Source organism: Pirellula sp. SH-Sr6A (genome assembly GCF_001610875.1).
GTDB lineage: Bacteria > Planctomycetota > Planctomycetia > Pirellulales > Pirellulaceae > JBKCUI01.
On the sequence record NZ_CP011272.1, the window covers coordinates 4,558,229 to 4,583,407 of the forward strand.

At 53.9% G+C, this 25,179-nt stretch carries 17 protein-coding genes, 1 tRNA gene and 1 pseudogene; 4 read left to right on the top strand and 15 right to left on the bottom strand.

The window, feature by feature from the left end; translation table 11 throughout:
• Positions 1–50: 50 nt before the first annotated feature.
• A complete protein-coding gene (locus VN12_RS17460) occupies positions 51–692 on the top strand; it encodes a hypothetical protein (RefSeq protein ID WP_168164480.1) in 642 nt (213 codons plus the stop codon).
• Between the two features lie 4 nt (positions 693–696).
• Here VN12_RS17460 and VN12_RS17465 read toward each other — a convergent pair whose 3' ends face one another.
• From VN12_RS17465 to VN12_RS26845, 3 genes and pseudogenes are all read right to left on the bottom strand, one after another.
• Complete coding sequence (locus VN12_RS17465; RefSeq protein WP_146678043.1) at positions 697–885, bottom strand: hypothetical protein; 189 nt, start codon at positions 883–885, stop codon at positions 697–699.
• A gap of 84 nt (positions 886–969) precedes the next feature.
• A complete protein-coding gene (locus VN12_RS26840) occupies positions 970–1,956 on the bottom strand; it encodes an alpha-amylase/4-alpha-glucanotransferase domain-containing protein (RefSeq protein ID WP_409994284.1) in 987 nt (328 codons plus the stop codon).
• Between the two features lie 12 nt (positions 1,957–1,968).
• Positions 1,969–3,144 (bottom strand): annotated as a pseudogene (locus tag VN12_RS26845) (alpha-amylase/4-alpha-glucanotransferase domain-containing protein); the annotation flags it as partial.
• Between the two features lie 268 nt (positions 3,145–3,412).
• Here VN12_RS26845 and VN12_RS17475 point away from each other — a divergent pair.
• A complete protein-coding gene (locus VN12_RS17475; protein ID WP_146678045.1) occupies positions 3,413–4,801 on the top strand; it encodes a DUF1570 domain-containing protein in 1,389 nt (462 codons plus the stop codon).
• 26 nt (positions 4,802–4,827) lie between these two features.
• Here the strand turns inward: VN12_RS17475 and VN12_RS17480 are convergent, their stop codons facing one another.
• On the bottom strand, positions 4,828–5,907 hold the full coding sequence (locus VN12_RS17480; protein WP_146678046.1) for a glycosyltransferase family 4 protein: 1,080 nt from the start codon (positions 5,905–5,907) through the stop codon (positions 4,828–4,830).
• A gap of 149 nt (positions 5,908–6,056) precedes the next feature.
• On the opposite strand from VN12_RS17480, the gene VN12_RS17485 reads away from it, so the two are divergent.
• Positions 6,057–6,130: transfer RNA gene (locus tag VN12_RS17485), tRNA-His, on the top strand.
• 2,219 nt (positions 6,131–8,349) lie between these two features.
• Here the strand turns inward: VN12_RS17485 and VN12_RS17490 are convergent.
• From VN12_RS17490 to VN12_RS17510, 5 genes are all read right to left on the bottom strand, one after another.
• Positions 8,350–9,780, bottom strand: coding sequence for an IS4 family transposase (locus VN12_RS17490; RefSeq protein WP_146675080.1), 1,431 nt, complete (start codon positions 9,778–9,780; stop codon positions 8,350–8,352).
• A gap of 1,564 nt (positions 9,781–11,344) precedes the next feature.
• The gene (locus VN12_RS17495) at positions 11,345–12,028 is read right to left on the bottom strand and encodes a hypothetical protein (protein ID WP_146678047.1); all 684 of its coding nucleotides are present in this window, start codon (positions 12,026–12,028) and stop codon (positions 11,345–11,347) included.
• Positions 12,018–13,382: an RHS repeat domain-containing protein gene (locus tag VN12_RS17500; protein ID WP_146678048.1), complete on the bottom strand. Its 1,365-nt coding sequence runs from the start codon at positions 13,380–13,382 to the stop codon at positions 12,018–12,020. The genes VN12_RS17495 and VN12_RS17500 overlap by 11 nt, the downstream gene beginning before the upstream one ends.
• Before the next feature lie 57 nt (positions 13,383–13,439).
• Positions 13,440–14,456: a tyrosine-type recombinase/integrase gene (locus VN12_RS17505; RefSeq protein ID WP_146676740.1), complete on the bottom strand. Its 1,017-nt coding sequence runs from the start codon at positions 14,454–14,456 to the stop codon at positions 13,440–13,442.
• Between the two features lie 240 nt (positions 14,457–14,696).
• Entirely contained in the window at positions 14,697–16,784 is a 2,088-nt protein-coding gene (locus tag VN12_RS17510) for a hypothetical protein (protein WP_146676739.1), read from the bottom strand.
• Between the two features lie 214 nt (positions 16,785–16,998).
• Here VN12_RS17510 and VN12_RS17515 point away from each other — a divergent pair, with 214 nt between their 5' ends.
• Positions 16,999–18,528, top strand: a complete 1,530-nt coding sequence (locus VN12_RS17515) for a transposase (protein WP_168164323.1) — start codon at positions 16,999–17,001, stop codon at positions 18,526–18,528.
• A 350-nt stretch (positions 18,529–18,878) separates the two neighbouring features.
• Here the strand turns inward: VN12_RS17515 and VN12_RS17520 are convergent, their stop codons facing one another.
• From VN12_RS17520 to coaD, 6 genes are all read right to left on the bottom strand, one after another.
• Positions 18,879–19,391: a hypothetical protein gene (locus tag VN12_RS17520; RefSeq protein ID WP_146678049.1), complete on the bottom strand. Its 513-nt coding sequence runs from the start codon at positions 19,389–19,391 to the stop codon at positions 18,879–18,881.
• A 21-nt stretch (positions 19,392–19,412) separates the two neighbouring features.
• On the bottom strand, positions 19,413–20,804 hold the full coding sequence (locus tag VN12_RS17525; RefSeq protein WP_146678050.1) for an RHS repeat domain-containing protein: 1,392 nt from the start codon (positions 20,802–20,804) through the stop codon (positions 19,413–19,415).
• A gap of 779 nt (positions 20,805–21,583) precedes the next feature.
• Entirely contained in the window at positions 21,584–21,748 is a 165-nt protein-coding gene (locus VN12_RS25910; protein WP_168164482.1) for a hypothetical protein, read from the bottom strand.
• Positions 21,749–22,502: 754 nt separating this feature from the next.
• A complete protein-coding gene (locus VN12_RS17530; RefSeq protein ID WP_146678051.1) occupies positions 22,503–23,318 on the bottom strand; it encodes a metalloprotease in 816 nt (271 codons plus the stop codon).
• Complete coding sequence (locus VN12_RS17535; protein WP_146678052.1) at positions 23,305–24,651, bottom strand: aminotransferase class III-fold pyridoxal phosphate-dependent enzyme; 1,347 nt, start codon at positions 24,649–24,651, stop codon at positions 23,305–23,307. Before VN12_RS17535 ends, VN12_RS17530 begins: the two co-directional genes overlap by 14 nt.
• Positions 24,648–25,157 carry a pantetheine-phosphate adenylyltransferase gene (coaD, locus tag VN12_RS17540; RefSeq protein WP_146678053.1) on the bottom strand — a complete coding sequence of 170 codons (510 nt, stop codon included), beginning with the start codon at positions 25,155–25,157 and terminating at the stop codon, positions 24,648–24,650. Before coaD ends, VN12_RS17535 begins: the two co-directional genes overlap by 4 nt.
• Between the last annotated feature and the right edge of the window lie 22 nt (positions 25,158–25,179).

Below are 25,179 nucleotides of genomic sequence, written 5' to 3' on the forward strand. Positions count from 1 at the left end.
TCTCTTCTCTGCTCTCTCGTCTTTGGAAGGCAATCTGATCTATGTCCAGGATGGATACTTTCTTTTCGTTCTTGGTCCTGCTCGGCACATTCCCAACTGCGCATGCCTTTGGCCAAGTCGTCCAACTTCCAACTCTCGGAACTTTCTCGATTTCAGGCGGAGCGCTGGTGCCCGATTCCGGTGGCGCCTACCTCGGCGGGCACGGACGCGGCAATAGTGGCAGCGCTCGTTATCCGGCCGCTACCGCTTCCGGACAAACGCGAAGCGCCACCGGCGCCTCGATCCATGCAACCATCATCGATCTCGACGAGTTGGATCGAATGATTCGGTCGCAAACCCAGCCCAAACAAACCCAACTGGCCATCACTCCATCCAAAGTTCAGGCCAACTCGCTCCGCACCAAAGCGTCGTACGAAGTTCCCCCGAGCTACGCTTACTTGATGGCGATGAGCCACACGCCCGTCGACGATCGCAAGGCGATCGACGATGCGCAGTACTACTTGAATCTCGCGGACGAGGCACGGCGCAAACAAAGATGGTCTTCCGTGGAGATGTACTACACGCAAGCCTGGAAGGCTCTGCCGGAAGGCCGTCGAGACAACGCTATGAAAGCATTGCTCGAAGCACGCGAGGCAGCCATCGTCGCAGAACAACATAAGGGTGAAGCGAGCAAACCTAGCTCCAGCCGATAGACCTTTAGGCTTTGACGTCTATCCCACGTGAAGGAGCGGTTGGAATCGACTGAATGAGTTCGACGATCGCTTCCCCCTGCTGCTTTGCCACGCTTTGCTGTTTCGCCATCAACGCCGTCGCGATCGCTTGATCGTTCTCGGCGCTTTTACGTACGACGTCGAGCGTTTGCGATACGATAGGTGACAATTGCATCTTCTGATCCTCCACTAACTTTCCGGGTGGCTTCGACCGAGTACCAAACGATTGTCGCCTGGTGCGAAGCCTGTTGTTTTGTTGCTAAAAACTGGCGTGGGCAAACGACAGTTGTGCGGCGCGCGAGTTGGGTTCATGCTCGCACGTGGTAATCAAGTCCATCGAGACGCACCACCGACCTTGGGCATCGCCCACCACGTTCCAATGGGGTAGCACACAAACCGATTGATGCACCAACTCGAATCCACCTTCGCTTTGACTTACCGTCTCGACCGGGAAACACCATAGATTCGTCGGACGATTCCATGTCATCTGAATATTGGCCCCAAGCCATTGATCGATCATCCCCAGATAGTCGCGCCCGTCCAAACTCAATGTCGAACCGAGATGTCCCATTCGTTCCGCTCTCTCATCGTAGAAGAAGCGATCGTCGGCTCCGGAGGGCATCCCTGCGAAGTTGAATTCGACTCCGAAGTGAAAGGATCGATCCTGAGGAAGTCCCTCGATGAGATAAGTGATCTCCAACGCGTGGGAACCTGCGAACAAGGTAATGCCTTTGGTCAAGGTCAATGGAATCCCCCAGGCGTTGCCGGTTCGCTTCATTTGAACTTGAATCTTCCCACTACCTCGACGCAATTTCGCGTCGAAAGGAAGCTCGACAAAATCGCCTCGCTCGATCGCACCCCCATCGCGCACTTGCTGAACCGAGATCTGGTCATCGAAGAAATGATCCATCAACGATTTGCGAGGGTATCGATCGTGCTGAACACGTTCGTGAAGCCCCTCTTGCTTGAACACCACGCGATCATGGATGCTCGATGCTCCCGAGTTGTTTTCCGTGGCTCCCGCTAGCACCTTGGCATGGTAAGGCTCGGGCCGACGCTGGATGCTCGCCAATAAATTGTGCTCAATCCCTCGGACATCCAATTCGTAAAGCATCCCACCTTTGGACGGAGCAAAGTAGGAGATCAATTGACCGTTGGCCAAGCGAATCTCGGGGAAGAGATCTTTGTTGTAGTCCTCCGTCGTAACATCGACCCATTCGTCGGCCGGGTTGGTCAGTCGATCCAAGATATTGTCGGCGGCGATGAGCTCCTTGTAGGTCGCGTTGCGCAAATGGGGAAGATAGATTCCTCCAAAGGCGCCGTGCCAATATGGACAATTGCACTGGGCGCGATAGAGGTGATCTTCCGCTTCGCTCAGCAACCCCTTGTCCTGATTGCTGCGACGCGCAAATTCCAGCTTTCGACTCACATCGAGCATCCGACAATACATCTCGTTCGCTTCGGAGTACTTCACTCGGAAGTTCCGCCAGAAGCCGCCCCGTAGAAACGGATGGATTTGGGGCCAGCGGGAGTCGCTTTGCAGCTCGTGAACAATGGCTTCGTACGCCGATTGCCGCTCGACAGGCAACGCCCATTCGGTCATCTCTCGGTACGAACAATCTGGAAGATAAACGGTACCGCGCGGCAACGTTTCGGTGATCACCTCCGAGGGCGTAGAGGTCTCGAGCCAATCGCGATTGCTATCGAGCAGCTCAAAGAACTGCCGCAACCAGCCTCGTTCGTAAACATGCTCTTTCGTGTTCGGCCATGTACCAAACTTCTCACCGTCATCGCCGAATACCAGGACCGCACCGGGAGTCCTCTCCGCGACTTCGCGGCAGTACTGGATCGTCTCGATCGGAGACGCAAACGGGATCAGATACCGGAGCCGTTCACTTCCCGGAAAGACCCGCAACACGTGACCATCATCCTCGGTGAGAAAGTAGTTGGTCAACTCCGGATCCGTCCATCCCGCCGCTCGAAAGTGATAATCGTCGAGTATCGTGTATTGCATGCCCGCTGGTACCAAATCTCGCACCAACTGGCTTTCCCATACACGCTCTGGCATCCACATGCCAGCGATCACTGTATCGAACCTGTCTTGTAGCCAGCGCGTGTACCGAGTTATCTGTCCCACGCGATCGCGACTAGGAAGCATCGTCAGAATCGGCTCATAGAAGGGACCGCCAACAATCTCGATCCGCCCCGCGGCGACCAATCGCTTCACCCGCTCTAAGTATTCGGGGTGCCGCTCCTCGAGCCACAGCATCAGTGGGCCAGATGTGTGCAATGCGACTTTCAAATTCCCGAATGGCTCAAAGACATTCAAGAAGGGAAGATAGCTGTCTTGATAAGCCTGCTCGATGACTCCATCGAAATTACCATTGGGCTGATGGTTGTGGAGAACGATACAAAGCTTGACTTGATTCTTCATGTTCCGCTCGAGTCGTGCCGGGAATAACGGTTTTGCTGGCTATTCGGGTTGCTGCAAACCGGCTGTTACAACGATCCGCCTCGGAGTATTCGGCAGAACTACCACCGAGCATTAAAGATCCTGAGGCAAGCTGCGGGCTTCTCGCATGGAAGGGCCGAAACAATCGGAACGACATACTAAGTTTGCAATATTGGAACGGTTACCGCATCCCATTTCGGTTTGCTCGACTCGCTTTGCCTGACAAGCCCCTGGATTGCCGAGGTAGATCATGTCTTCTCATCCCAATACGCCTTTTCGGGCCAGCACTCCTGCTCGGGCCGCGAACAATCTCTTTGTTCTTATCCTGGGAGCTATCGCACTTCCGGGCGCGGGCATCACGCTGTTCTACCATCCTCTCACCGGCGCATGGATTCGCCATAAACTCACACAGAGCCCATCGAACGATGGGTTCCAAAACGAGCTCCCCCTCACACCATCAGATCCCTCCTCACCCTCCGAGAGAGAATCGAATCCCTCGCCCCACGAACGCTCTGGGCCCCCGATCGATTCCACTACCACATCCTCACCAGAACGACTGGTCTCCACCCCTAGCCCCGACTTCGAGTCTCAGCCGGTGACAATCCCTCCGACCGAGACAACTCCCGTCCGAACTGCTTCGCAACTCCCTGTGCTGAGAATTCAAACTCGTTTTGGCGCGATCGATGGTATTCCCATCGCACGATTCTCGGACGAAGTCTGGGTTTTGCAAAAGAATGGTGCCATACAGCAGACACCCGTCAAGGAAATCACCAACGAACTGGTTCTCGAGAAAGCTTTCGCACCTGCTCCCGTATCGGAAATGGCCACCAATCTGCGACAAGAGTTTGGAGCGGGATTCCAAGTTCGATGGGAACAGCCCTATCTGTTTGTCACACGTACCAACGGAAGCGCCTTTTGGGGCGAGAAGTTCCGAAGCCTGCAAGCCTCGATGAAGCAGTTCTGCCGTAATTATGGACTGGCCACGCGTGAACTCACTTTTCCTCTCGTCGCCGTCATCTTGGGGAGCCAGCTCGAATTCCAGCAATATTGCCGCACGCACGGCATCGCAGTCCCAGAGACATGTGTGGGGATCTATTCGCAAAAGTCCAATCGTATCGTGCTGTTTGACACACCCAAATCGGGCGAATCGCAACATACAGTGGACACGATATGCCACGAAGCAGCCCATCAACTCGCGTTTAACTACGGGTTGCACCAAAGATGCGCTGCGACCCCATTATGGCTCGCGGAAGGTTTCGCGACGATGTTCGAAGCACCCCGCTATGCGGAACCGACAAACGTTCACTTGTCCCCATGGCCATCCGAAAGAAAAGTCGCATGCAAACGGCTTGCAAAAGAACCTGCGCAAACGAAAAGAATCTTGGAGAGCTTGCTACGCAATGACAATCCATTCGAACAATCCCCCGACGATGCCTACGCATTGGCTTGGGGATTGACCCACTTTCTCTCGACGACACACCCGAAGAACTTTGCGCAGTACTTGCGATGCGTTGGGCAACTCGAGCCTTTCGGAGAAAGCGGAGCGGCTGTGCGGTGGGAAATGTTCCAACAGTCGTTTGGAAGCGACACCACCAAGCTCACACTAGCGCTGACGAAACATCTCGAATCGCTCCGATAGCTCGAAGAGATCCTCTAGCTCTCCGACTAAGTAGCCGACCTCTGTGACGCGATGGCTTCCCTATAGATGGCCAGCAGTTTCTCGGTCACTTTCTCGGCCCCGCAAAGCTGCATGGCGCGGTCGCGAGCCGAGACTCCCATAGCAGTCACGTGGGGTGAAGCGGCCAAGTCAAACATAGCCTCCGCCAATCGATCCGGCTCCTCTCGAGGAACGACCAAGCCATCGATACCATGGCGCACTAACTCCTTCATCCCCCCTGCGTCACTCACAACCGCCGGACGACCTTGCAACATCGCTTCGATCAATGACCGACACAGCCCTTCGGATCGAGAAGGCATGACAAAGGCATCGAGGGCGTGCAAGTGACTGGAGGCTGCATGCCCATGCCCGAGCATCGTAACCCGAGACTGCACCTGGGGATCGCGAAGCAACCTCTCGACCGTTTCGTCTTTCCCGCTTCCCATGATCACCCAATGCAGGTTCTCGTTACGGTTTTGCTGAATAGCTCGCAGCAGGATATCGATCCCCTTCACCGGGCGAATCGTCGCGATGGTACCGAAAAGGAATCGGTCGGTAGGGATGTTCCAAGCCGCCCTTGTATCGGCCGACGTCTGGGAGGGAGGGCCGATGGACACGGTGTTGTAGGTCACCGGACACCTTGAGCGGGAAAATCTGGATTGGACCATCGAGTCTTGCACGGCAAAGGACTCGCAGGCATGCCAGCGGACGCGAGGGTGATAAAACGTTAACCAATTCGCGGGATCAAACCTGGAAAGCCTTTTGGTGATCCCCCGAAACGAAACGACGGCGGCCCGCTGACGGCTGGAAAAGGGTGACCAACCCTGAGCCAAATTCACCCAAGCGAGCCCGAACGGGGTGAAGGATTGGATGACATCCGGCTGAAATTGATGAAGCCGCTGCCGAATCTCGCGAATCGCGGTCGGGGAAAGCTTCTGATGAGCCTGGATCCAATGGCTCTGAAACCGAGGGGCGAATGGAGTCATATCTAGGAACTCGGTGCTGGAATTGCAAGCGAACACTTCATGTCCCGCTCGGCACAACTCCTGTACGACCCCTCCTGGGGCAAAAAGCAAGAAAATTCGCATGGTTCTCCGTCGTTTCCAGAAGTTTCAGATCCATGGCGAGTACGGGATATGGCGAGGACCGGTCAAGGTCGAATGGGGCGGAAGGTTTTGACAGTTGACGCTGGGAAGAGGAAAGTCTACCATGCTCGCATTCGGCCAAAAACCGCATGGTGGTAGTAGCTCAGCTGGTTAGAGCGTCGGATTGTGGCTCCGAAGGTCGGGGGTTCAAATCCCCTCTATCACCCTTTCTTAGTTTCTCAATGTTTTTCCAGGTCGAACGCCCCTTCTAAGGCGTTCCCGGATTGCCCGGGCGACCCTGTAAAATCGAAGTTCATACCGAGAAACTGTACTAGTCGCTAGAACACCTCCGGAATGGACGACCATTTCAGGAGTTGCTCTCATGCTAAGACCAAGTCTTTGGTTCCCTCTTTGCGGTTCCACATTTGAGAGAGGCCTATCTGCGAGATCGCAGGCACGACCTATCTACCTCGGAGAAACGGACTCCCCAACCATATCCGAATCCTTCATTTGACTCACATCGAGGATCGTTTTACGAGCCATGCTTTGCTCGGTGCAGTGGTGACCTGGCGTGTTACGCCAGGCTTCGATGTCTAGGGCATTCAGCCAACAGAGCGTGAGTTGCATCAGCGTCCGCGACAGCAATCGATCGAAAGGCGTTTGATTGAATTGATCGCACCTAAACGCCACACACCCGACGCGATGGTCTTTGGGACCGGTGCAAACATCCCGGTCGACGCTGTGATGCCACGCTGTACGCCACCTGCTTCCTATTCCACCAGGTGGGTGCCTCCTATTTCTCACTTCCTCCCTCCGCAATTCTCCGCGATCTCCGCGGTAAATCCTTCTTCGCCCCGCTGCCCCAGAACTCTACCCACGACTTATAGCCCTCGCCGTTCTGGTATGAAATCGGTGATGGTCAACCGCGGAGGACACGGAGGAACGCGGAGTTGGCCCCGTGTCGTTGGCGACAATGCATGCATTCCAAAGCGATGGCACTCCCCAAAGGTGGGTGCCTACTATTCCGGGTCGTATTTTCTTTCGTCCCTACCGGGACTGACGCGATGATTGTGCGCATACCCAGCCTTGAAAGGCTGGGCTATTGTCTGCCGTCCCTACCGGGACTAACACCCCCCAAAACTCCGATGCTCCCCCTAATTTAGGTGGGTGCCTCCTATTCCGTGAGGTGAGTGCCTCCCATTTATCACCTCTTCCCTCCGCGCTTCTCCGCGATAAACCTTTCTTCGCCCCGCTGGCCCAAAACTCTACCCACGACTTATAGCCCTCGCCGTTCTGGTATGAAATCGGTGATGGTCAACCGCGGAGGGCACGGAGGAACGCGGAGTTGGCCCCGTGTCGTTGGCGACAATGCATGCATTCCAAAGTGATCACCCCCAAAAGGTGGGTGCCCCCTATTCCGGGTCGTATTTTCTTTCGTCCCTACCGGGACTGACGCGATGATTGTGCCCGTACCCAGCCTTGAAAGGCTGGGCTATTGTCTGCCGTCCCTACCGGGACTTACACCCCCCAAAACTCCGATGCTCCATCTAATTAGGTGGGTGCCTCGTATTCCCACGACATATCGCTCTCGCTCTTTTGGCACGAGATCGGTGATGGTCAACCGCGGAGGACACGGAGGAACGCGGAGTTGGCCCCGTGTCGTTGGCGACAATGCATACATTCCAAAGCGATGGCACTCCCCAAAGGTGGGTGCCTACTATTCCGGGTCGTATTTTCTTTCGTCCCTACCGGGACTGACGCGATGATTGTGCGCATACCCAGCCTTGAAAGGCTGGGCTATTGTCTGCCGTCCCTACCGGGACTAACACCCCCCAAAACTCCGATGCTCCCCCTAATTTAGGTGGGTGCCTCCTATTCCGTGAGGTGAGTGCCTCCCATTTATCACCTCTTCCCTCCGCGCTTCTCCGCGATAAACCTTTCTTCGCCCCGCTGGCCCAAAACTCTACCCACGACTTATAGCCCTCGCCGTTCTGGTATGAAATCGGTGATGGTCAACCGCGGAGGACACGGAGGAACGCGGAGTTGGCCCCGTGTCGTTGGCGACAATGCATGCATTCCAAAGTGATCACCCCCAAAAGGTGGGTGCCCCCTATTCCGGGTCGTATTTTCTTTCGTCCCTACCGGGACTGACGCGATGATTGTGCCCGTACCCAGCCTTGAAAGGCTGGGCTATTGTCTGCCGTCCCTACCGGGACTTACACCCCCCAAAACTCCGATGCTCCATCTAATTAGGTGGGTGCCTCGTATTCCCACGACATATCGCTCTCGCTCTTTTGGCACGAGATCGGTGATGGTCAACCGCGGAGGACACGGAGGAACGCGGAGTTGGCCCCGTGTCGTTGGCGACAATGCATACATTCCAAAGCGATCCCCCCAAAAGGTGGGTGCCCCGAATGGCACTGTAATCGATTTGCGTAAGTCGTTTCATTCAAATCGGTTATCGCCTTTATAGAGTCGCTTTTGGAGTTGTTTTCTGGGTTCGGTCATCAGCGCGTATTGGTCGCGGCGTCGCTTTACAACTCGCGGTTCAATCCGCCCCGGACGGTTGCCAACCTTACAGTTCGCAATCCGCTCGAGGAGAAATCTGGCGTAACGCTCAAGTTGCTTGCCGCGAAGATGAGCCGTCACCTCCTGCCAACTCGCTAGGATGTACTGGCTAGCACAGACGAAGCTGATCTCTCGCGGCCGCTTTCCAGAGAGCGAAGCGGCAGAGCAAATCGTTGTTCGAATCAAGTTGTAGGCAAGAAGCGTCGTCCATAACTCTCGCCTGACCATCTCGGGCGATAAGCATCTCACAAAGTTTAAATTCATAAACGTCTTGATAGAACGGATGTCAAGTTCTGCATTCCAACGAAAGCTAAACAGATCGGATATCTCCTCATAGCTAACACCCTGGTCACCCTTGTGCTCTAGCAATGTTGTCACAATGATAAACGGGCCTGATTTACGGCCCGGAGCTTCGACCGTATATCGCAACTCCCGTAGTTCGATCACGAACGGTAAGGATTGGTACATCTCGTGGCTCATCCAGGCCGGACGAGCGGGACGATACCACTGAATCAAGTGATCTTGTTTACCCAATCGCTTTCCAGTTCGAAAATCTGTGTGTCCCTTCTTCCTGCGAAAACAAACATGAACGTTCAATTTCATGAACATCGCGATCAACCAGTAGTTACAAAAGAAGCGGTCAGCAATCACGATATCTCCCGCTGAAAAACCTTTGAGCAACCGACGCAGAAGACTGGTTTCGCCCGTTTCTTTTCCGCTGAAGGGACCGACCGTTGCATCAAGCAAACAACCTGTGGCCAACGACATCACAGCCAAGACACGAGCAATAGGAAAACCAATCCCTGGCTTTTGGGCAGTATGCTGCGGATACTCTTTCTGGTTCTTTCGCGTATCGGGCATTTTGAAAGTAAATCCATCAATAAGCTTGGCATGCATAGACTTCCAGAGCCATTTGGACTCCACCTTGGCTTCCGCTTCAGAGGCAACACCAAGGCATAGTTCTTTCAAAGCGTCCTCGGGAAGCTTTGCTCTTGCGCGACAGTAGTTCCCCGTATCGGCCCCGGGTGCTGACTTCCCGTGAAGAGTAAAGAATGCCGTAATACGAGCGACGGCGGACTGGCAAGCGGCTTCTTTCCCATCACGCATAATTTGCGACATGAACGCCCACAAGACAATTGCGGTGGAATAGATCCCATTCATCGTGCAACCGTGCTTGCGAAAAACATTTCTGATGTGCTGCTCGCAAAGAATCGATGCAAACGGCAGTCCGGGTTGCAGCAGGAAAGCCTTGATGGAATCTCCAAAGCTGAAATTGGCTTGAGATCGCCTTGGTGGTATAGAGACCAAAACAAAACCCTCCTTGGTTTATGTTTAGGCAACTTAACCAAGGAGGGACGATCAAAATCATAGCCAAGAAAATGGGTTCATAGCCAGAACAATCTTCAAGGCGAGCGAGATTCTAAAGAAAATTCCCGCTCTGTCGCTAGGGGGAACTGCGCGATCATTGGAGATTACAGTGCCATTCGTGGGTGCCTCTTATTGAGCCGTTGCGTCTTGGCGCCTTGGCGAGAAAACTCCCTCCCCCCTGTTAGATGGGTGTCTTCTATTTACTCGTCCCTCAAAAGGTGGGTGCCTATTATTTCCATTAGGTGGGTGCCCCGAATCCCCGCCCCGTGTCTTGATGCGGCATTCCGGTAATCCATTCCGGTGTGAGTTGGCATGTGTGAGAACTCGCCATTCAAGCCAGAAGCCTTTGCCGCATCAAGACTTATTGCAATCTTTGTAAATCATTACCAGCGTTGGGTGCCTCCTATTCCGTGTCGTATTTTCTTTCGTCCCTACCGGGACTGACGCGATAATTGTGCGCGTACCCAGCCTTGAAAGGCTGGGCTATTGTCTGCCGTCCCTACCGGGACTAACACCCCCCAAAACTCCGATGCTCCCCCTAATTTAGGTGGGTGCCTCCTATTCCGTGAGGTGAGTGCCTCCCATTTATCACCTCTTCCCTCCGCGCTTCTCCGCGATCTCCGCGGTAAACCTTTCTTCGCCCCGCTGGCCCAAAACTCTACCCACGACTTATAGCACTCGCCGTTCTGGTTTGAAATCCGTGGTGGTCAACCGCGGAGGAGGCGGAGGAACGCGGAGTTGGCCCCGTGTCGTTGGCGACAATGCATGCATTCCAAAGTGATCACCCCCAAAAGGTGGGTGCCTCCTATTCCGTGTCGTATTTTCTTTCGTCCCTACCGGGACTGACGCGATAATTGTGCGCGTACCCAGCCTTGAAAGGCTGGGCTATTGTCTGCCGTCCCTATCGGGACTAAGAGTGCAGTGCCTGTGGGCAATACTCGAATGCCCCCTCCACCCTTGATCATTTGCCCCGATCCAAGGCTCGACTGGATAGCTTAGCACCGAAGCAAGGGTTGCTTGTCAATTGGAAGAATGCGCTGGCGATAAAGGAGCTCGTAGCGTGGACGGTGATTCAGTGTGATGGAGAAGATCTGCAAACCAACGAAGCATCCCTTCGCTTCGGGGCAACCTGCTGTTACGTCTCGGTGAATCTTCCATTACCGGAAATCTAATGATGAATGCTCTCGTTCAGAAACCATCACGTTCGAGCTGCTCGCTACCTCACCTAATCGCATCTCTGTTGCGTGCGAATCAAAGCGAGTTGCCTGAAGGTCCGTCGTTACATGACCTGAAATGGACCAAAAGAAGCACTCGGTGCATCTTCTTGCTCGCAAGCGACTCTCTGGCCACCATCTTGCGGCCCCTTGATCAATAGACTCGCAGGGAATTACCCCCACAAAAAAACCATAGAGAAAATGCAGGGAAAACCAACTTCGGCGATCCCCGTGCCACCGCATCGGCGGATCCGTTTAATGAGTTGGTTTAGTTCTTATTGGTGAACGTACTAGGGGTCACGCCAAATCACTCTTGATTTTTCACTTAAGGAACGATCAATATCAGAATTTAACGCCATTGAATCAATGTCGATTACTATCGGAGTTACCTCTCTAACAATAAAGACACGTTGAGTTACGGCCAATCGGTCACCATTCCCTCCAAAGACAATTGCATTATCGCACATCTTACTTCGAACAGTACAGATTAGAGATTCTGACGTTCTCGACATTCTCAACGATGATTGCATGACCGCAAAATTTAACCGACGAATGAACTTGGGCCATGATCCTTCTCCTGAATTGCTTCCGAAGCTTACTTTAAACTCGTGTGAAAATCGAGACCAGTTAACTTTTGCCGTTTCGTCATCGTAACTAGCAGTACTAATGCTCTCGTCAATAACATGACCTTGGACTTTAATCCTTTCAGTTCGCAAATCAATATCAAGAAAAGAATCTTCCTTGAGCAATTCCCTGAGCACGCCTTCAGCATCCACTGCATTGTTTTCTTCACGCGTTTTTCGAATATAATTCGAAAATGTCTTTATCAAACAATCTGGTGAAGCCGTTGAGTCAATGTATACGACTTCAGCATGTTTGTGCGAAGTGTAAACTAATTCGCTCTGCCCCATCGTCATCGTCGAGTGCGACGCCAGCCAAAAAAAACTCCAGAATACTGCACTTTTACTTTGCACCGCGAGGACTCCCATCTTGAGTGATTCCGAACGATTCTGCATCGCAACAACAGTTCCAATTGATTTCGTAAAAACGTGTTGCTTCGGATTCTTTCGAGCTCCCCCAGTAACTGGGCTTCTTCGTTGTGTCCGGTAGGCCACCGGTTACGAAAAGTGGGCAACCACTGTCTCCGGTATCAACGCGGACTTCTTCGATCCAATCGGATGGGGCCTCACCCCGGGGAATGTCTTCGTCGCAGAAAAATCGAACTACACCAATAGCCTTTTGATATCCACAAGTCTCAAACTGAACTTGCCCTGTTATTGTTGAAGTGTCGGTGTAGTCGTAATCGTCATTTGGATCATTTGGATCAATGTCAGATTCTTGATCCGGAATTGTCGGGTCTTTCGTTCCGGAAACACGCCATGCCTCATAAAACGGCCTTGCCGTTTTTGCTTTTGATTTGTTAGCCGGGCACGTCCCAGCACGACAGTTTCCCGATGCACAAGAAGCAGTCACTTCTTGTATTATCCAGCCCGATTTATTTTGGCACTTATTCTCGACTCGAAATTGATAAATCATCCCAAACGTAGTTTTTCCTGCATCGGGGCCTGGGCATGTCGTACTACTTAGGGTATCGGCGGTTGTGATAATTGAAACTTCGCCGGATGGATCAATACGTCGGATTGGCCGGTTCCTGACATATACATACGCGTTTTTCGAATCACGATATCCCGATGGATCTCGCTGAACGAATCGCCCATTCCAAGGGCTCATCCACCTCGCACGGAAGTGATACAGCCCAAGCGTCGCATCCCATTCACGTCCCGTGTAGGTGTAGCGATTATTAATCGCGGAACTCGAGAGGACCGAGCCTGAACCATCAAGGATGGTTGGCTGGCCATAAGCCGTATAGGCGTAGCGTTCGGCTACGGAGCCTGAAGAAGTGGTTACAGCGGTGATGCTGAACTGCTGGTTGCGGTGGTAGTGCCAAGTGGCAGTGGTGGCTTCGGCAGGGGACGGACCAACGCTGGCGTTGATGGAATGCACATGGAAGCACTGCGAAGAAGGGATAGTCGCTTCGGTGCAACCGAAGGTTGCAGTTGGCTCTCCCGTGCGGGGGCGCGCGGAGCGGAGCTCAGGAGATGTTTGAAGCATGGCGTTTTGGGGGTGCATAGCGACTATTGTAACCAATCCCAGCGCCGCTTGCAGCGTTTTCGAATCGAGGATTTTCACCGACATAACGACTCGAGTGATCACGAGACGAATCCAGCAGAGCGGGCGACGAGGAAGCCTCTGCAGCTTGCGTCCGAAAACAGGTCGCCTCGGTGGGCGATCGACCTGTTCTTCGACTCCAGCTTCCGCTGCCTCCACCACCTTGGCCTTGGTTTACTTGAAGGAAGCAGCTGAGCACCTAGCCAGCTTGTGCAACTAGTCAGCCCGACTAGGCGCGTTCGCTTGGTCCGGCTTGGCCGGATGCATCGCGTCGTGGACCGCTCTCAAGCGATCTAGCGTGACGTGGGCATAGATTTGCGTGGTATTCAAGCTGGCATGACCCAAGAGCGTTTGGATCGATCGCAGATCGGCTCCATTCTCCATCATCAGCGTTGCTGCTGTGTGACGAAACATGTGGCATGCGCCCTTCTTCGTTATCCCCGCTTGCCGAACATACTGCCGAACCATGGCCGAGAGATTCACCGGGTGCATCGCCCCTCCGTTGTGGCATAGGATCACCACCTGCGTCTCTTGCTCGCTCAAGGAAACTGAGAATTTCCTCGGATGCATCCAATTCCGTTTGCAGCCCCCGCCGCTCAAGAGCCAGGGCCTTACGTCTTGGAGGTACTTGGTCAACCAATCCAAGGCGCGCACTCCGATCGGTACAAAGCGATCCTTGTGTCCTTTCCCCTGCCGGATATGAAGCAATCGCCTGGCGCGATCAATATCCTGAATCTCCAGCTTGAGAAGCTCGCTTCTTCGAATAGCACTGCTATAGAGAATCTCCAAGACACTGCGATCCCGAATCCCAATCTTCGTGCTCACGTCGGGTTGGTTGATGACATGCTCGACCTCGCTCTGGCTTAAAAAACTCGCCGGGAGTCGATATTCGGCTTTAGGAAGCTCGATCCCTGCCGCTGGATTGAAGGGGATATGCTTGCCCAAACAAGCCCACTGCAGCCAATGGGACACGGCATGGACATAGGAAGCCCGCGTTGAGGCTTGCAGGGGTTTGCGTGTCCGCAAGTTCCCGATATGGAGCAAGCTCCTTTGATACGCTGCGAGAATCTCTGGTGTGATTTCCGAAAGAGTATGGATCTCACGCTCGGTGAGCCAACGGACGAAGCGACCCAGCGAGTTTTTTCTCCTCTCCAAGGTCGCTTCCGTCCAATTCACTACTCGCAGATCAACGAAATACGCTTCCATGAGGGCTGACAACGAAGGGGGTGACATGTTTCTTTAAGACCTTTTCTGAAGGAGAGCCGAATCAAGAACACAAAACGAAACCGAGGTATGCATAAGTGGGGGGGCGCGAGGAAGCAGGGCTTGCTCTCCGGGGGCACAAGCACAAAGAAGTGGCCTTCTAGCAAGCGATTGCTTGCTCCAGGCCGTTTGAAGAGGGGGCACGAAGCCCCCACAAGGGGGGCACGAAGTGAGACGTCGTAAGCAGTTAATCGGCAGTTAGCCCGCCAACTAATCGGCCAACTGGTAGACGTAGGTTGCCCCCTGCTTGCCGCGATGGACAATCAAATGCTCGAGCTGGACCAGTCGGTCCAAGTGGGTGCGCACTTGGTTGTCGCTCCAACCGACCGATTCGCGAAACGAGCGACGGGTAAATCGGAACCGTTGCCGAAGAATAGCTTGCTCGGCCGGGCTAGCCGCTGCCGCGGCCCGGCAGCCTTTCGCCACAAACTCTTGCACCAAGTGGAGGCACTGCTCAGTCTGCGGTGCTAACTCACTAAGCGACTGCTTCAAGAGCTTGTCCATTAGCCGATCGGCGAGCGCGATATCGGACTCTTGGACTTCGATCCACTCGGTTCCATCCTCTTCGGTGTGGATGACTCTCTGGTGCTGGTGTAGCAAGGCGATCGCTTGAATGAGACTCAAGTACTTGGCATGATCGCGGCGGTTGCGCAGTCGATCGCAAACGAACTCCAAAGAGTCGACCAAGGGGTTCAAGACCTGCAAGGGTCGGAGCAAACGCTGCGCATGGTGATGCAGGGTTCGGATGGCTGCCACTTGCGACTGCCGTTGCAATCCCTCGCGCGTCTGCAGCAGACGCTGGCGCGCTTGAATGGCCTTGGTCTGTTCGATCGATTCATCAACGGTAAGGATCAAGCAGCGATTGGCTAACTCTTCGTCCACATCCCGAGCCGTCGAGGTGATCATGAGCTGAATGGGGCCTTCTACGCTGTGCAATTGGGTAACGCTCCGGCCATCGTTGCCACGGACTACCGTGGCATGGGTCAGCTTCCCTTCGCTTTGAAGGAGTTTTAAGGCATACGCAGATTCGGAAAGACCTTGGTCTTCGCTAATGGCTAAGGTCTTATGGCGAAGCTGATCGCTATCGAGGTAATAGAGCGATTGGCAAGTGAGGTTGCTCAATCGCAAGACTTCTTCCGGTGGGACCATGGCCAAGATGGTTTCCATGAGCGTTGTCTTCCCGGCCGCGCTGGAGGATCGGATCAGGAGAGCCAACGGGGTGGGTAGCTTGCGACTGACGGCAGCCAGGTAGCCTACGAGCTTATTGGATGCTTCTCCGACCATGCCACACGCATCGAGATCGTGCACAATCCGTTCGATCAGATTGGGAGAACGCAGCAACTGCATGGCTTCTTCCTGCTGGGCTTCGGTCATAGCCGGAATGGCAGGACCGATGCGTTTGGCGGCTTCGATTTGAAGGTTCCGTAAATCTTCCAGTTGAAGGAGGATTCTTCCTAGATCGACCTTGATCGTCTCCTCTTCGCAGAAGAGTTCTAAAGCGGCAGCTTTCACGAAGGCTTGCCGAGCGCTAGAGCGCATGAGATCGACCGTATCGAGATGCATCCGTTCGAGTCGGGAGACGGCGATCGAGACGCGCAGGCTCAGGGAAGACATGTTCTTCTCGAGGCCACGGATCTTGTAGCTGCGATCCTCGCGAGTGATAGTCACGCTGCTAGCGTCGACGGAGATTTCGGAGGCTGGAGTAGCAGGCTGCATCGCAACCCGTTGCGTGAGCGAGGGATCCTCTTCTTGTGAAGGGCTGCCCGGCTGTGAAGGAATCTTGGGTGCCAGTGTCTCCGTTGCCAGCGTGTCAGCAGCCTGTCCCTCGCTGACGTTTCGGGTTGGGATGGAGTCTTCCTGAAGCCTGACGCCTGAATCCTGAAGTCTTGTGCCGGTTCCCACGCGGAGCTTGTCAATGACGGCTCCGCTGTTGCTCAGCCGATAGCCTTCGAAGCCTGTGATGCGATGCTCTTCGTCCACCAGGGGGATGGTAATGTAACCACGTAGCGCCTCGCGGCCATTCTCCTTGTAAAGACCCATCTGGATGAGTCGCTCTCGGATCCTTCGACCCGCTGCCGTCTGATTCGAGGGCAACTGGTTCCCCAGACTCCGATCGGAAAACCCGATCCCCAGGGTGCGCAAAGCTTCTTCCTCGAGTTCCAAGCCATAGGAGGCCATGGCCAGAATCTTGTCCGTCACACAGCGTGCGTAATGTTCGGCGGTCGCTTTCCACGGATCCGCTTCGAATGCAGCCAGCAGTGGAAACGGATTCGCATTCGTTTTCGTTGAGAGCAACATGATTCATCCACACCGATTCTGAGAGCTCGTTTCAAAAGAGGGGAGAGTGCCCGAGCACTTCCAACCCCGCATCGCCGCGCGATTCCTTTTAAGGAATGCGGCGGCTCTGCTTGGTCCACAAGGGGGCGAACTCGGAAATTCTCCAAGAAACATCGCAAGCTAAGAAAGCGGTCGAACTACCCTACAGCTATCCATGCACTGTTCGATCCAACCTATGCAGGATCTGTTGCCTACGGTGCGAATCCATACGGCTAGTTCGCATACCGTGCAATCGGTCCTGCTACGCTACTCCAAATCCTTTCGCTTCAGTCATCATGTTCCGTTCCATGAACGCCGTGTGCTGGATAAACTCCTCGACTGCCGTCGTGGGAGTTTCGGTTCCACCTACTATGGATGCGAGACATGCCAGCAAGGGCGCATTCTCTACAGCCAGTGCCATGATCGGCACTGTCCCAACTGCGGTTGGCTCAAGCGCAAAGCGTGGCTACAGCAGATTATCGCGTGGAATCTCCCCACCACCTACTACCACACGGTCTTTACCGTCCCGCATGAGCTCAATCCTCTGATCCGAGCCAATCCGAGCGCTGTGTATCAGCTCTTCTTTCGAAGATCGCAAAAGACGTTGCTCGAGATCGCTCAACGAGAATTCGGCTGCAAGCCGGGGATTATTCTCACGTTGCACACTTGGGGGCAGCGCATGCTGACCCATGTGCATATCCACGCCATGATGACCTCCGGTGGCGTCTCGCTCTCCACTGGGGATGCGAGTACCAAACCCTGCTGGATCCCGATCCCTCCGGATGCACCAGGCATCCAAGAAGAAGTCTTAGCAGCCCTCTTTCAAAAGAAGTTCTTACGGGGATTGAAAATCCTCTTCGATCAAGGAAAACTCGACATTCCCCAAGAGATGGAATTCGAAGGGGTTCAAGACCGAGACTCGTTCCATCGGTGGCTTGAGCCTCTAGCGCAAAAGAACTGGAAAGCCGATGCGCAAATCACTCCGGATGAACTGCAAACGCAGTTGGGCTGCGCCCGTTATCTTTCGGACTATATCCAAGGGGCAGCGATCTCCAATGGCCGGATCGCCGAAGACAACGGGACGCACGTTACCATTCGGCAATGGGATTACCGAACCAACAAATCGGTCGAGGAGACCATGGAGGGAGAAGAGTTCGTTCGCCGGTTCTTGCTCCACATCGTTCCGAGCAACGTGCATCGCGTGCGCTATGCAGGTCTCTTTCAAGGGAAAGGGCGCAAGGAGACGCTTCAAAGAGTCCGCTTGCTCTTGGCCAAGCACAATGCTGATTCCCTAGGGAAGCGACATGCGTCGCTTCCCCCATCCGCGAGACTTCAAGAGCTTGAGCTTCCGAAGATCGATAATCGGCCCAAGTGCTTGCGGTGCGGTACGCCGGGGATGCGATTGGAAGGGTATCGCGATCGCATGGAGACTTGGGAGTTCATCCACCGGGTAGAGCATGCGATCGAACAATACTCGAAGGCACCCACCACACTCGATCAATTGATCCGATCGAAAGCACGACTTGAGAGCTTTGCTCCGAAGCAAGGGTTGCTTGGCAACTGGAAGCGGGCACTAGCTGTAAAGGAGCTCTTAGCATGGACGGTTGTACAGTGTTGCAGCGATGACCTGTGTGATGGAGAGAATCTGCAAACCAACGAAGCATCCCTTCGCTTCGGGGCAACCTGCTGTTACGTCTCGGTGAATCTTCCATTACCGGAAATCTAATGATGAATGCTCTCGTTCAGAAACCATCACGTTCGAGCTGCTCGCTACCTCACCTAATCGCATCTCTGTTGCGTGCGAATCAAAGCGAGTTGCCTGAAGGTCCGTCGTTACATGACCTGAAATGGACCAAAAGAAGCACTCGGTGCATCTTCTTGCTCGCAAGCGACTCTCTGGCCACCATCTTGCGGCCCCTTGATCAATAGACTCGCAGGGAATTACCCCCACAAAAAAACCATAGAGAAAATGCAGGGAAAACCAACTTCGGCGATCCCCGTGCCACCGCATCGGCGGATCCGTTTAATGAGTTGGTTTAGTTCTTATTGGTGAACAAGCTGTCTTGCAGCCGCGATTCACTTGTACTTTGAAGTATCCGCACTCGGTATTGAGAACACTTTGTACCACTTACCTTGATCTATTAAACCGACTCCGAACCCCCAATTCCTAATACATGCGACTTCACCTGCATGCGTTGCCAAAACAGCGAGTGCATCCGATTCCAGCTTTCCACCCGGATCTTCTATTACGTTCAGTCTCTCGATCACAAAATGACTCAGATCCTCCTTGCTCATTTCCTTGTACACAATTGATTCGTAATCAACACCAATCCCGTGTTCTATGACTGGCTTAGCGACTGTGGCCGGATCGTCGGGACACACAATTTTGATGCAATAGTACTCTTTGCTGTCATGTGAGTAAACAAGGTAGAAACTTCCATCAAAGCCAAAATCGAGGTTTTGGAAAACGTACGCACCAGGAGGATGACTAGTCACGAACCGATTTGTACTAGGAGAATTGAGACACCCACTTCCTTCTAGCAATAATACAAATAACACAATAATTCGAATATTCAATTGACGACTCACGTGAACTCCTCCTCTTTACGCTTACTTGCCGGGCTCGGCAGCTCCGTAGTCCTGCCAAGAATTAGACTCGCAATCGAAAGTCCACGTTTTGCCACATGGATTGCTCGGGAGGAGAGTCGGATTTGACGGGTTAACGAAATCCTCCATGAGATCTATCATGTCGTCGTGACAGAAAAATCTTGCCTTGCATTTCCCGTCACACTCACACTTTTTCTTGGTGTTCTTGCAACACTCTCGCATTGCTAATGGGACGTATTTTTCAAATATGGAGTATATCAATTTCTTCCCACCCGGTTTGGACGTGTCAATTAATTCATTTGTGTCTGGCCAGTTTCTTGGGAATAGTTCGCTCTCGGGCTTCTCGAATCTTTCTCGGCATACTCGTTTGCCATCTCGAAGCCAGCAACAGATTGGAGCAATTTTGTCGCATTTCTCAAACTCAGGTAAGAAGCTAGGGTGATTTATCCCTGCCTCGAATATGGGGCGATAGCCCCCTCGAGGTCCATGAGTAATCAAAAACCAAGTTGTGCACTTCAACCCGTGTGGATCCAATTGAACCATAGGTTGATTGAATACGAATCTGCATAGATTTAAATCTAATGAGCGATACCCGATCGGATCCCTCCCCATGAACCGTCCTGCAAGCCCACTCATCCACCTCGCCCTGAAGTGATACAGGCCGAGCGTTTGATCCCATTCACGTCCCGTGTAGGTGTAGCGATTATTGATCGCAGAACTCGAGAGGACCGAGCCAGAACCATCCAAGATGGTTGGCTGGCCGTAGGCTGTGTAGGCGTAGCGCTCGGCTACGGAGCCTGAAGAAGTGGTCACTGCCGTGATGCTGAACTGCTGGTTGCGGTGGTAGTAATGAATCGTTCCGCTGGTTCCAGTTGCCTTGCGCACCACCGGTTCGTCGATGTAGCTAGCGTACACATAACGATGCGTTGGCGAGCTAGGAGCATCCCCGTATTCATAATCGGCGATTGTCTGCTGGTCCTGCTGCACATAAACGAACGAGCCTGAGGTTCCTTGCCGCGCTACCCTTCGGCCAAGTGCATCGTACTGGAACGTGACATCGTTCGAACCGTTGTTGTCCACATCGGCGCTCTTGAGCTTGTTGTCGAAGTCATAGCTAACGGCCATGGCCACGCCACTGGTAGTGAGCGTCGTCGGGAGAAGGGTAATGTTCCCCTTCACATCCATCGTGACGTTCTGTCCCCCTGCGGTGAGCAGCTCGTGGGTCGGACCATAGTTGCGATTCTGCGCTGTGCCATTGGGGGTGATGCTGGGCCAGTCACCTACACTAGTAAGACTCCACGATTGGCTAAACGTTCCTCTGGTACGGGCGAAGCCGGTGAGACGGTCCTCGTCGACATTGCTGGTGCCTGCTGAAGTGAACCCGTAATTGCTCATGGGGTGAAGGCGTTAGACTTTAGGTGTTTGGAAAACCGGGGGGAGCTCGATTGTACCCGAGCGATCGCTAGCCGTGGGGAGAATCAATCAGGGGTAGATTTCGGCATTCGAATCGGCGATCGTTCCCGTGGGCTATTGGCTGCCGTTCGGTAATCCTCGGTCGTCATTCTCCTGATGAGGTCAAACGTGTAGGTGGTCGACGTCTCTTCACGGACTCTCCACGTGAGAATAACCAAACCGGACGGGGTGATCGTTTAGGTCGGACTCCTCCAGCCTCCAGCGGCACTCACCATCCTGTTGAGTACATCGCAAATAGACTGTGCACGGTCTAGCGATAGGAATTCCGCCGCCCGCACCCAAGTAGCCAATACCGATTCGTCTCTCAACTCTGGATGCTGTTGAGTTCTTGAAAACCGTAATAACCTTCGCCGTTACAAAATGATAGGAGCCCCCCATGCTCCTTCTCAACAACACGAGATAACGGATGCTCCCATTTTCTCGCACCACGAAGAGTGGATCGATCTACTTTCTACTTTCCAAACTCGACTCTCTAGCCGCGCAGCGGCTCCCCATTGCGAGCATTGCGCCTTGGCGCGCGATCCAGCATTCCGAGCAGGCTTGTCCGACACCCGAGAAACGATTCGACAGGACGACGCCTCGACGATTCCGATTGGCCAATAAAAAAACCGTCGGAAGGAAGCCAACCGACGGCTTTTGTTTTGAGTTGCTTGGAGCAGATCTCTGGCAGAAGCCAGATGCCCGAGCAGAGCAACGTTTGATTAGGAAGGAGACTTGGTGGTCGTCTTCTTAGCAGCCTTCTTCTTAGCAACCTTCTTCTTGGTTGCGGCCTTCTTTGGTGCAGCCTTCTTCTTAGCAGCCTTCTTCTTGGCTACTTTCTTCTTGGTTGCAGCCTTCTTCGTTGCTCCAGCTTTTTTCTTGGCCACGGATATATCCTCCGAAAAGCGAAACTTAGTCGCTGCAGATTCGCCTTCCAGAAGCAGTTGGTTGGCGGTCTGGTCTCAGCAACCGATACTAAAAATCCTTCGTTGAACTCGCCTCGACTTTGACATCATGTCCTCCTCACAATACGTCGCGAGGGAAGCCTGAGGTGGTTCCGCAAAGGAACAACATCCAATGTCGTATTTGTATAAAAGTCGAAACTTAATGCAACATCTTTTCGACAATTTTTCCACATAAATGAAACCAATTTTCCACGCTCTCACACGCTCGTATCTCACTCTTTGAACAAGCATGCGCGACGACGCGAATCGATCATCATGCAGTGGCTCGCGCATCGCTTTGATGCATGCGCCACACATCCATGCGCTCCTTCGAACCGCCGACGCGATGGCCTTTCACGTGCCCCATCGGTGCATAGGTGCAACGGTATGTTCACGACCCGCATTGTTCCTCACTGCGCAGACCAAGCAATTCCTTGACTCTCGCTCAACCATCACCATGTCGCGAAAAATGTTCCACGCATGACGCTGCAGCGCCGTCGAAGCGGCAGCGCGATGCGTCGATCTCTAACATGAGCCGCAATCCATCTCGGTGCGCGCTCAAGAATGGATGACGACGACATGCCATCAGCACCTTGCGTGACATGCCATCACGATCGATTTCAATGCTCTTCGCAGCGCGCTGGATGCTGCAAAAATTTTTCAAAAAATCTTGCTCGCAACATCCCTCCAAAGACCTTTACCAGACAGAACCACCTCTTCCCTGTTGCAGCATCTGCCAATTGGAGTACGCCAACGAGGCGAAGAACAAGGTCCCAATCGGACCTCCTCCTGTTTGATAAAACCAAACTGCGACCAACGCGCCCACGATCACTCCGAGCATGCATGCCTCTTGAAGCCCATCACGTCGCATCACGATGCCGATGAGGTGCCGCGCGATCTGACCGCCATCGAGGGGATACACAGGCAACAAATTGAAAAGGGCCCACCAAATACTGCAACTGACCAGAAAGTTGATCGCGCAGTACGAGTACGCGTTGGAGGGAAGGGGTAGTCGAACCCACTCCATACCCAACCTCTCGGCGATATCGCTAAACATCCACACAGGAATGCCACAACCGATCGCGATCGCCCCCACCACGACTCCCAATGCGATCTGAATGGCAGGACCAGCCGCCGAGATCACCAGATGGTTCGCGTGCGTGAGCCTTGATCGCCGTCCCTGCCGCGCCCACAAAAGCCCCGCTCCAGGGATGGCCAATCCGCCCATTTGATAGAGAACGATTTCCGCATCGATCCCAAAGTACCGAAAGGCGAGAGCATGCCCGAGTTCATGCACCAGAATGCTCACAAACGAGCAGAGAACCCACAGCAAAAGCAGCAGCGCGAAATTGGATGGCACGTTCATCATCGTGAACATGTCATGCAACCCTCGAGCCTGCGTGTATCCGAAGGCCGCGCTGAAAGCCCAAAACAACCACGTCACTCGGACAGGAAACCCAAACAGCTGGAACCTCCAGTCGTAACTGCTCGATTGCGGCTCACTCAAAAACATCGGTCTCTCCCTCTTTTCGCTGAATCGCTTCCCAAGCAGTTCTCAACACGTTTTGAATCTCATCCATCTCCGACTCGCTGATCACCAACGGCGGAATGATAGCGACTCGATCTCGATTAGGTCCCGTCAAATGCAAAAGCACGCCCAACTCCCGCGCAGCGAGTACATACCGACACGCCCAATCCCTCGCGACATCAAACGAATCGATCGCCGCGAAATCAATGGCACTGGCACTCCCGCTCCCAATCACACTTTCCACCGGAAGGAACTCCACGAGTCGTCGCCGGAGCCCCTCGTGCATCCGCTGCGAACAGGTGATGATGCTCGAATCTCCGAGCAGCTCAAGCACCTTGCAAGCAATCGCACAGGAAAAGGGATGCCCCGCAAACGTCTCCGACTCCAATTGCGGATCCATCGCGTCGAGGCAACGCTGACTACCTACCACCGCCGAGATCGGCACCAACCCGCCCCCCAGCGATTTGCCAAACACCCACATGTCGGGCAACCAACCTGCAGCCATCGCTCCCGACCAGCCTCCAAGCCTTCCAAGCCCCATTTGGATCTCGTCACTGATTACCAATAGCCCCGCTTGGCGTGCCAACTCCACGAGCTTGCAGTAGTACCAAGGCGGCGCGAAGTAATATCCCCTCGCGCCGATCGCTGGCTCGATCAAGAGCATTGACAATCGATGGGAATCGCGATCGATCAACCTCTCGAAGAGCTGCAAACTCCGATCGCACGCTCCGTCTAATGTTTCCTCACCACTCCCGCGAGGGAACGGAATCGTTTGCACGCCGTTGGGCTCGTCTTTTATCCAATCCTCGACAAGTCCACTGCGACGGGTATCGCTCAGCAAACTAGCCCCCAACGAACGGCCGTGGTATCCCAAGTCGAAACGAACGACGCCGCCTGACCGAGTGGCATAAGCGATTTTCCAAGCGACTTCGATGGCGCGTGCTCCGGTCGTCGATAGCCATACACCGAGTTCGGAATCCTGTTTCTGTGCGCGCGCACCGCGGAGCTGCATTTGCATTCGCGCCGACAACTCCCGTTCCAACCGGTGTCGGATCTCGCTTTCGTTGCCAGGAAAATGAGCCCCGCGAGCCGCTTGCTGCGACACGACGCGCACAAGCTCCGGATGAGCATGCCCCAAGTTGTTGGCGGAATACCCTGAAATGCAATCCAAATAGCGTCTCCCATCCGACGCCCAAAGATAGACCCCTTCTCCTCGCTCCCACACGATGCCTTCATGTGGATCGTAGGGGCGCCCCTGCCCGCGAGGACGCCAGGTTCGTTCCTTACTAGTGCCTTCCCATCGCGAGCCCACGATCATCGAGAGCCAGTTGCTCTCATCTTCTCCATCAGCGGTTCGATAACAGAGACGGGAACGAACCGTTCAAGCGACCTGCCATGCCCGAGCGCAGCAATCTGCTTGATCAACGAACTGGACACGTGCGCGAATTCTTCGTCCGCCATCAAGAAGACGGTTTCGATATCGGGGTCCAGCTGCCGGTTCGCCATCATCATCGTGAACTCGCCCGCGATGTCGGTCAAAGGCCTGACGCCACGGACCATCACCTTCGCCCCCACGCTGCGAACGAAATCGACTGCCAGACCATCAAAGGCCTCGATGCTCACATGCGGCAGGTGCGAAGTCACCCGACGCAGAAGCTCCAAACGTTCCTCGGTGTCGAACAATGATTGCTTGGCCGAATTCACACCGATCCCGATAATGAGCGCCTCATAGAGCTGCGCACTTCGTTCAATGATGTGGAGATGCCCGAGCGTTACCGGATCAAAGGACCCGGTATAAACGGCGATCTGAGGGCGAAGACCCATGCTGAATTCTCTTTCTCGACGC

What these genes read in the sequence shown, in the direction of transcription:
- coaD (WP_146678053.1), bottom strand. Translation starts at nt 25,157, where the DNA reads ATGGGTCTTCGCCCTCAGATCGCCGTTTATACCGGGTCCTTTGATCCG.
- VN12_RS17465 (WP_146678043.1), bottom strand. Translation starts at nt 885, where the DNA reads ATGCAATTGTCACCTATCGTATCGCAAACGCTCGACGTCGTACGTAAA.
- VN12_RS17475 (WP_146678045.1), top strand. Translation starts at nt 3,413, where the DNA reads ATGTCTTCTCATCCCAATACGCCTTTTCGGGCCAGCACTCCTGCTCGG.
- VN12_RS17480 (WP_146678046.1), bottom strand. Translation starts at nt 5,907, where the DNA reads ATGCGAATTTTCTTGCTTTTTGCCCCAGGAGGGGTCGTACAGGAGTTG.
- VN12_RS17525 (WP_146678050.1), bottom strand. Translation starts at nt 20,804, where the DNA reads ATGAGCAATTACGGGTTCACTTCAGCAGGCACCAGCAATGTCGACGAG.
- VN12_RS17535 (WP_146678052.1), bottom strand. Translation starts at nt 24,651, where the DNA reads ATGATCGTGGGCTCGCGATGGGAAGGCACTAGTAAGGAACGAACCTGG.
- VN12_RS17460 (WP_168164480.1), top strand. Translation starts at nt 51, where the DNA reads ATGGATACTTTCTTTTCGTTCTTGGTCCTGCTCGGCACATTCCCAACT.
- VN12_RS17510 (WP_146676739.1), bottom strand. Translation starts at nt 16,784, where the DNA reads ATGTTGCTCTCAACGAAAACGAATGCGAATCCGTTTCCACTGCTGGCT.
- VN12_RS17530 (WP_146678051.1), bottom strand. Translation starts at nt 23,318, where the DNA reads ATGTTTTTGAGTGAGCCGCAATCGAGCAGTTACGACTGGAGGTTCCAG.
- VN12_RS17515 (WP_168164323.1), top strand. Translation starts at nt 16,999, where the DNA reads ATGCAGGATCTGTTGCCTACGGTGCGAATCCATACGGCTAGTTCGCAT.
- VN12_RS17505 (WP_146676740.1), bottom strand. Translation starts at nt 14,456, where the DNA reads ATGTCACCCCCTTCGTTGTCAGCCCTCATGGAAGCGTATTTCGTTGAT.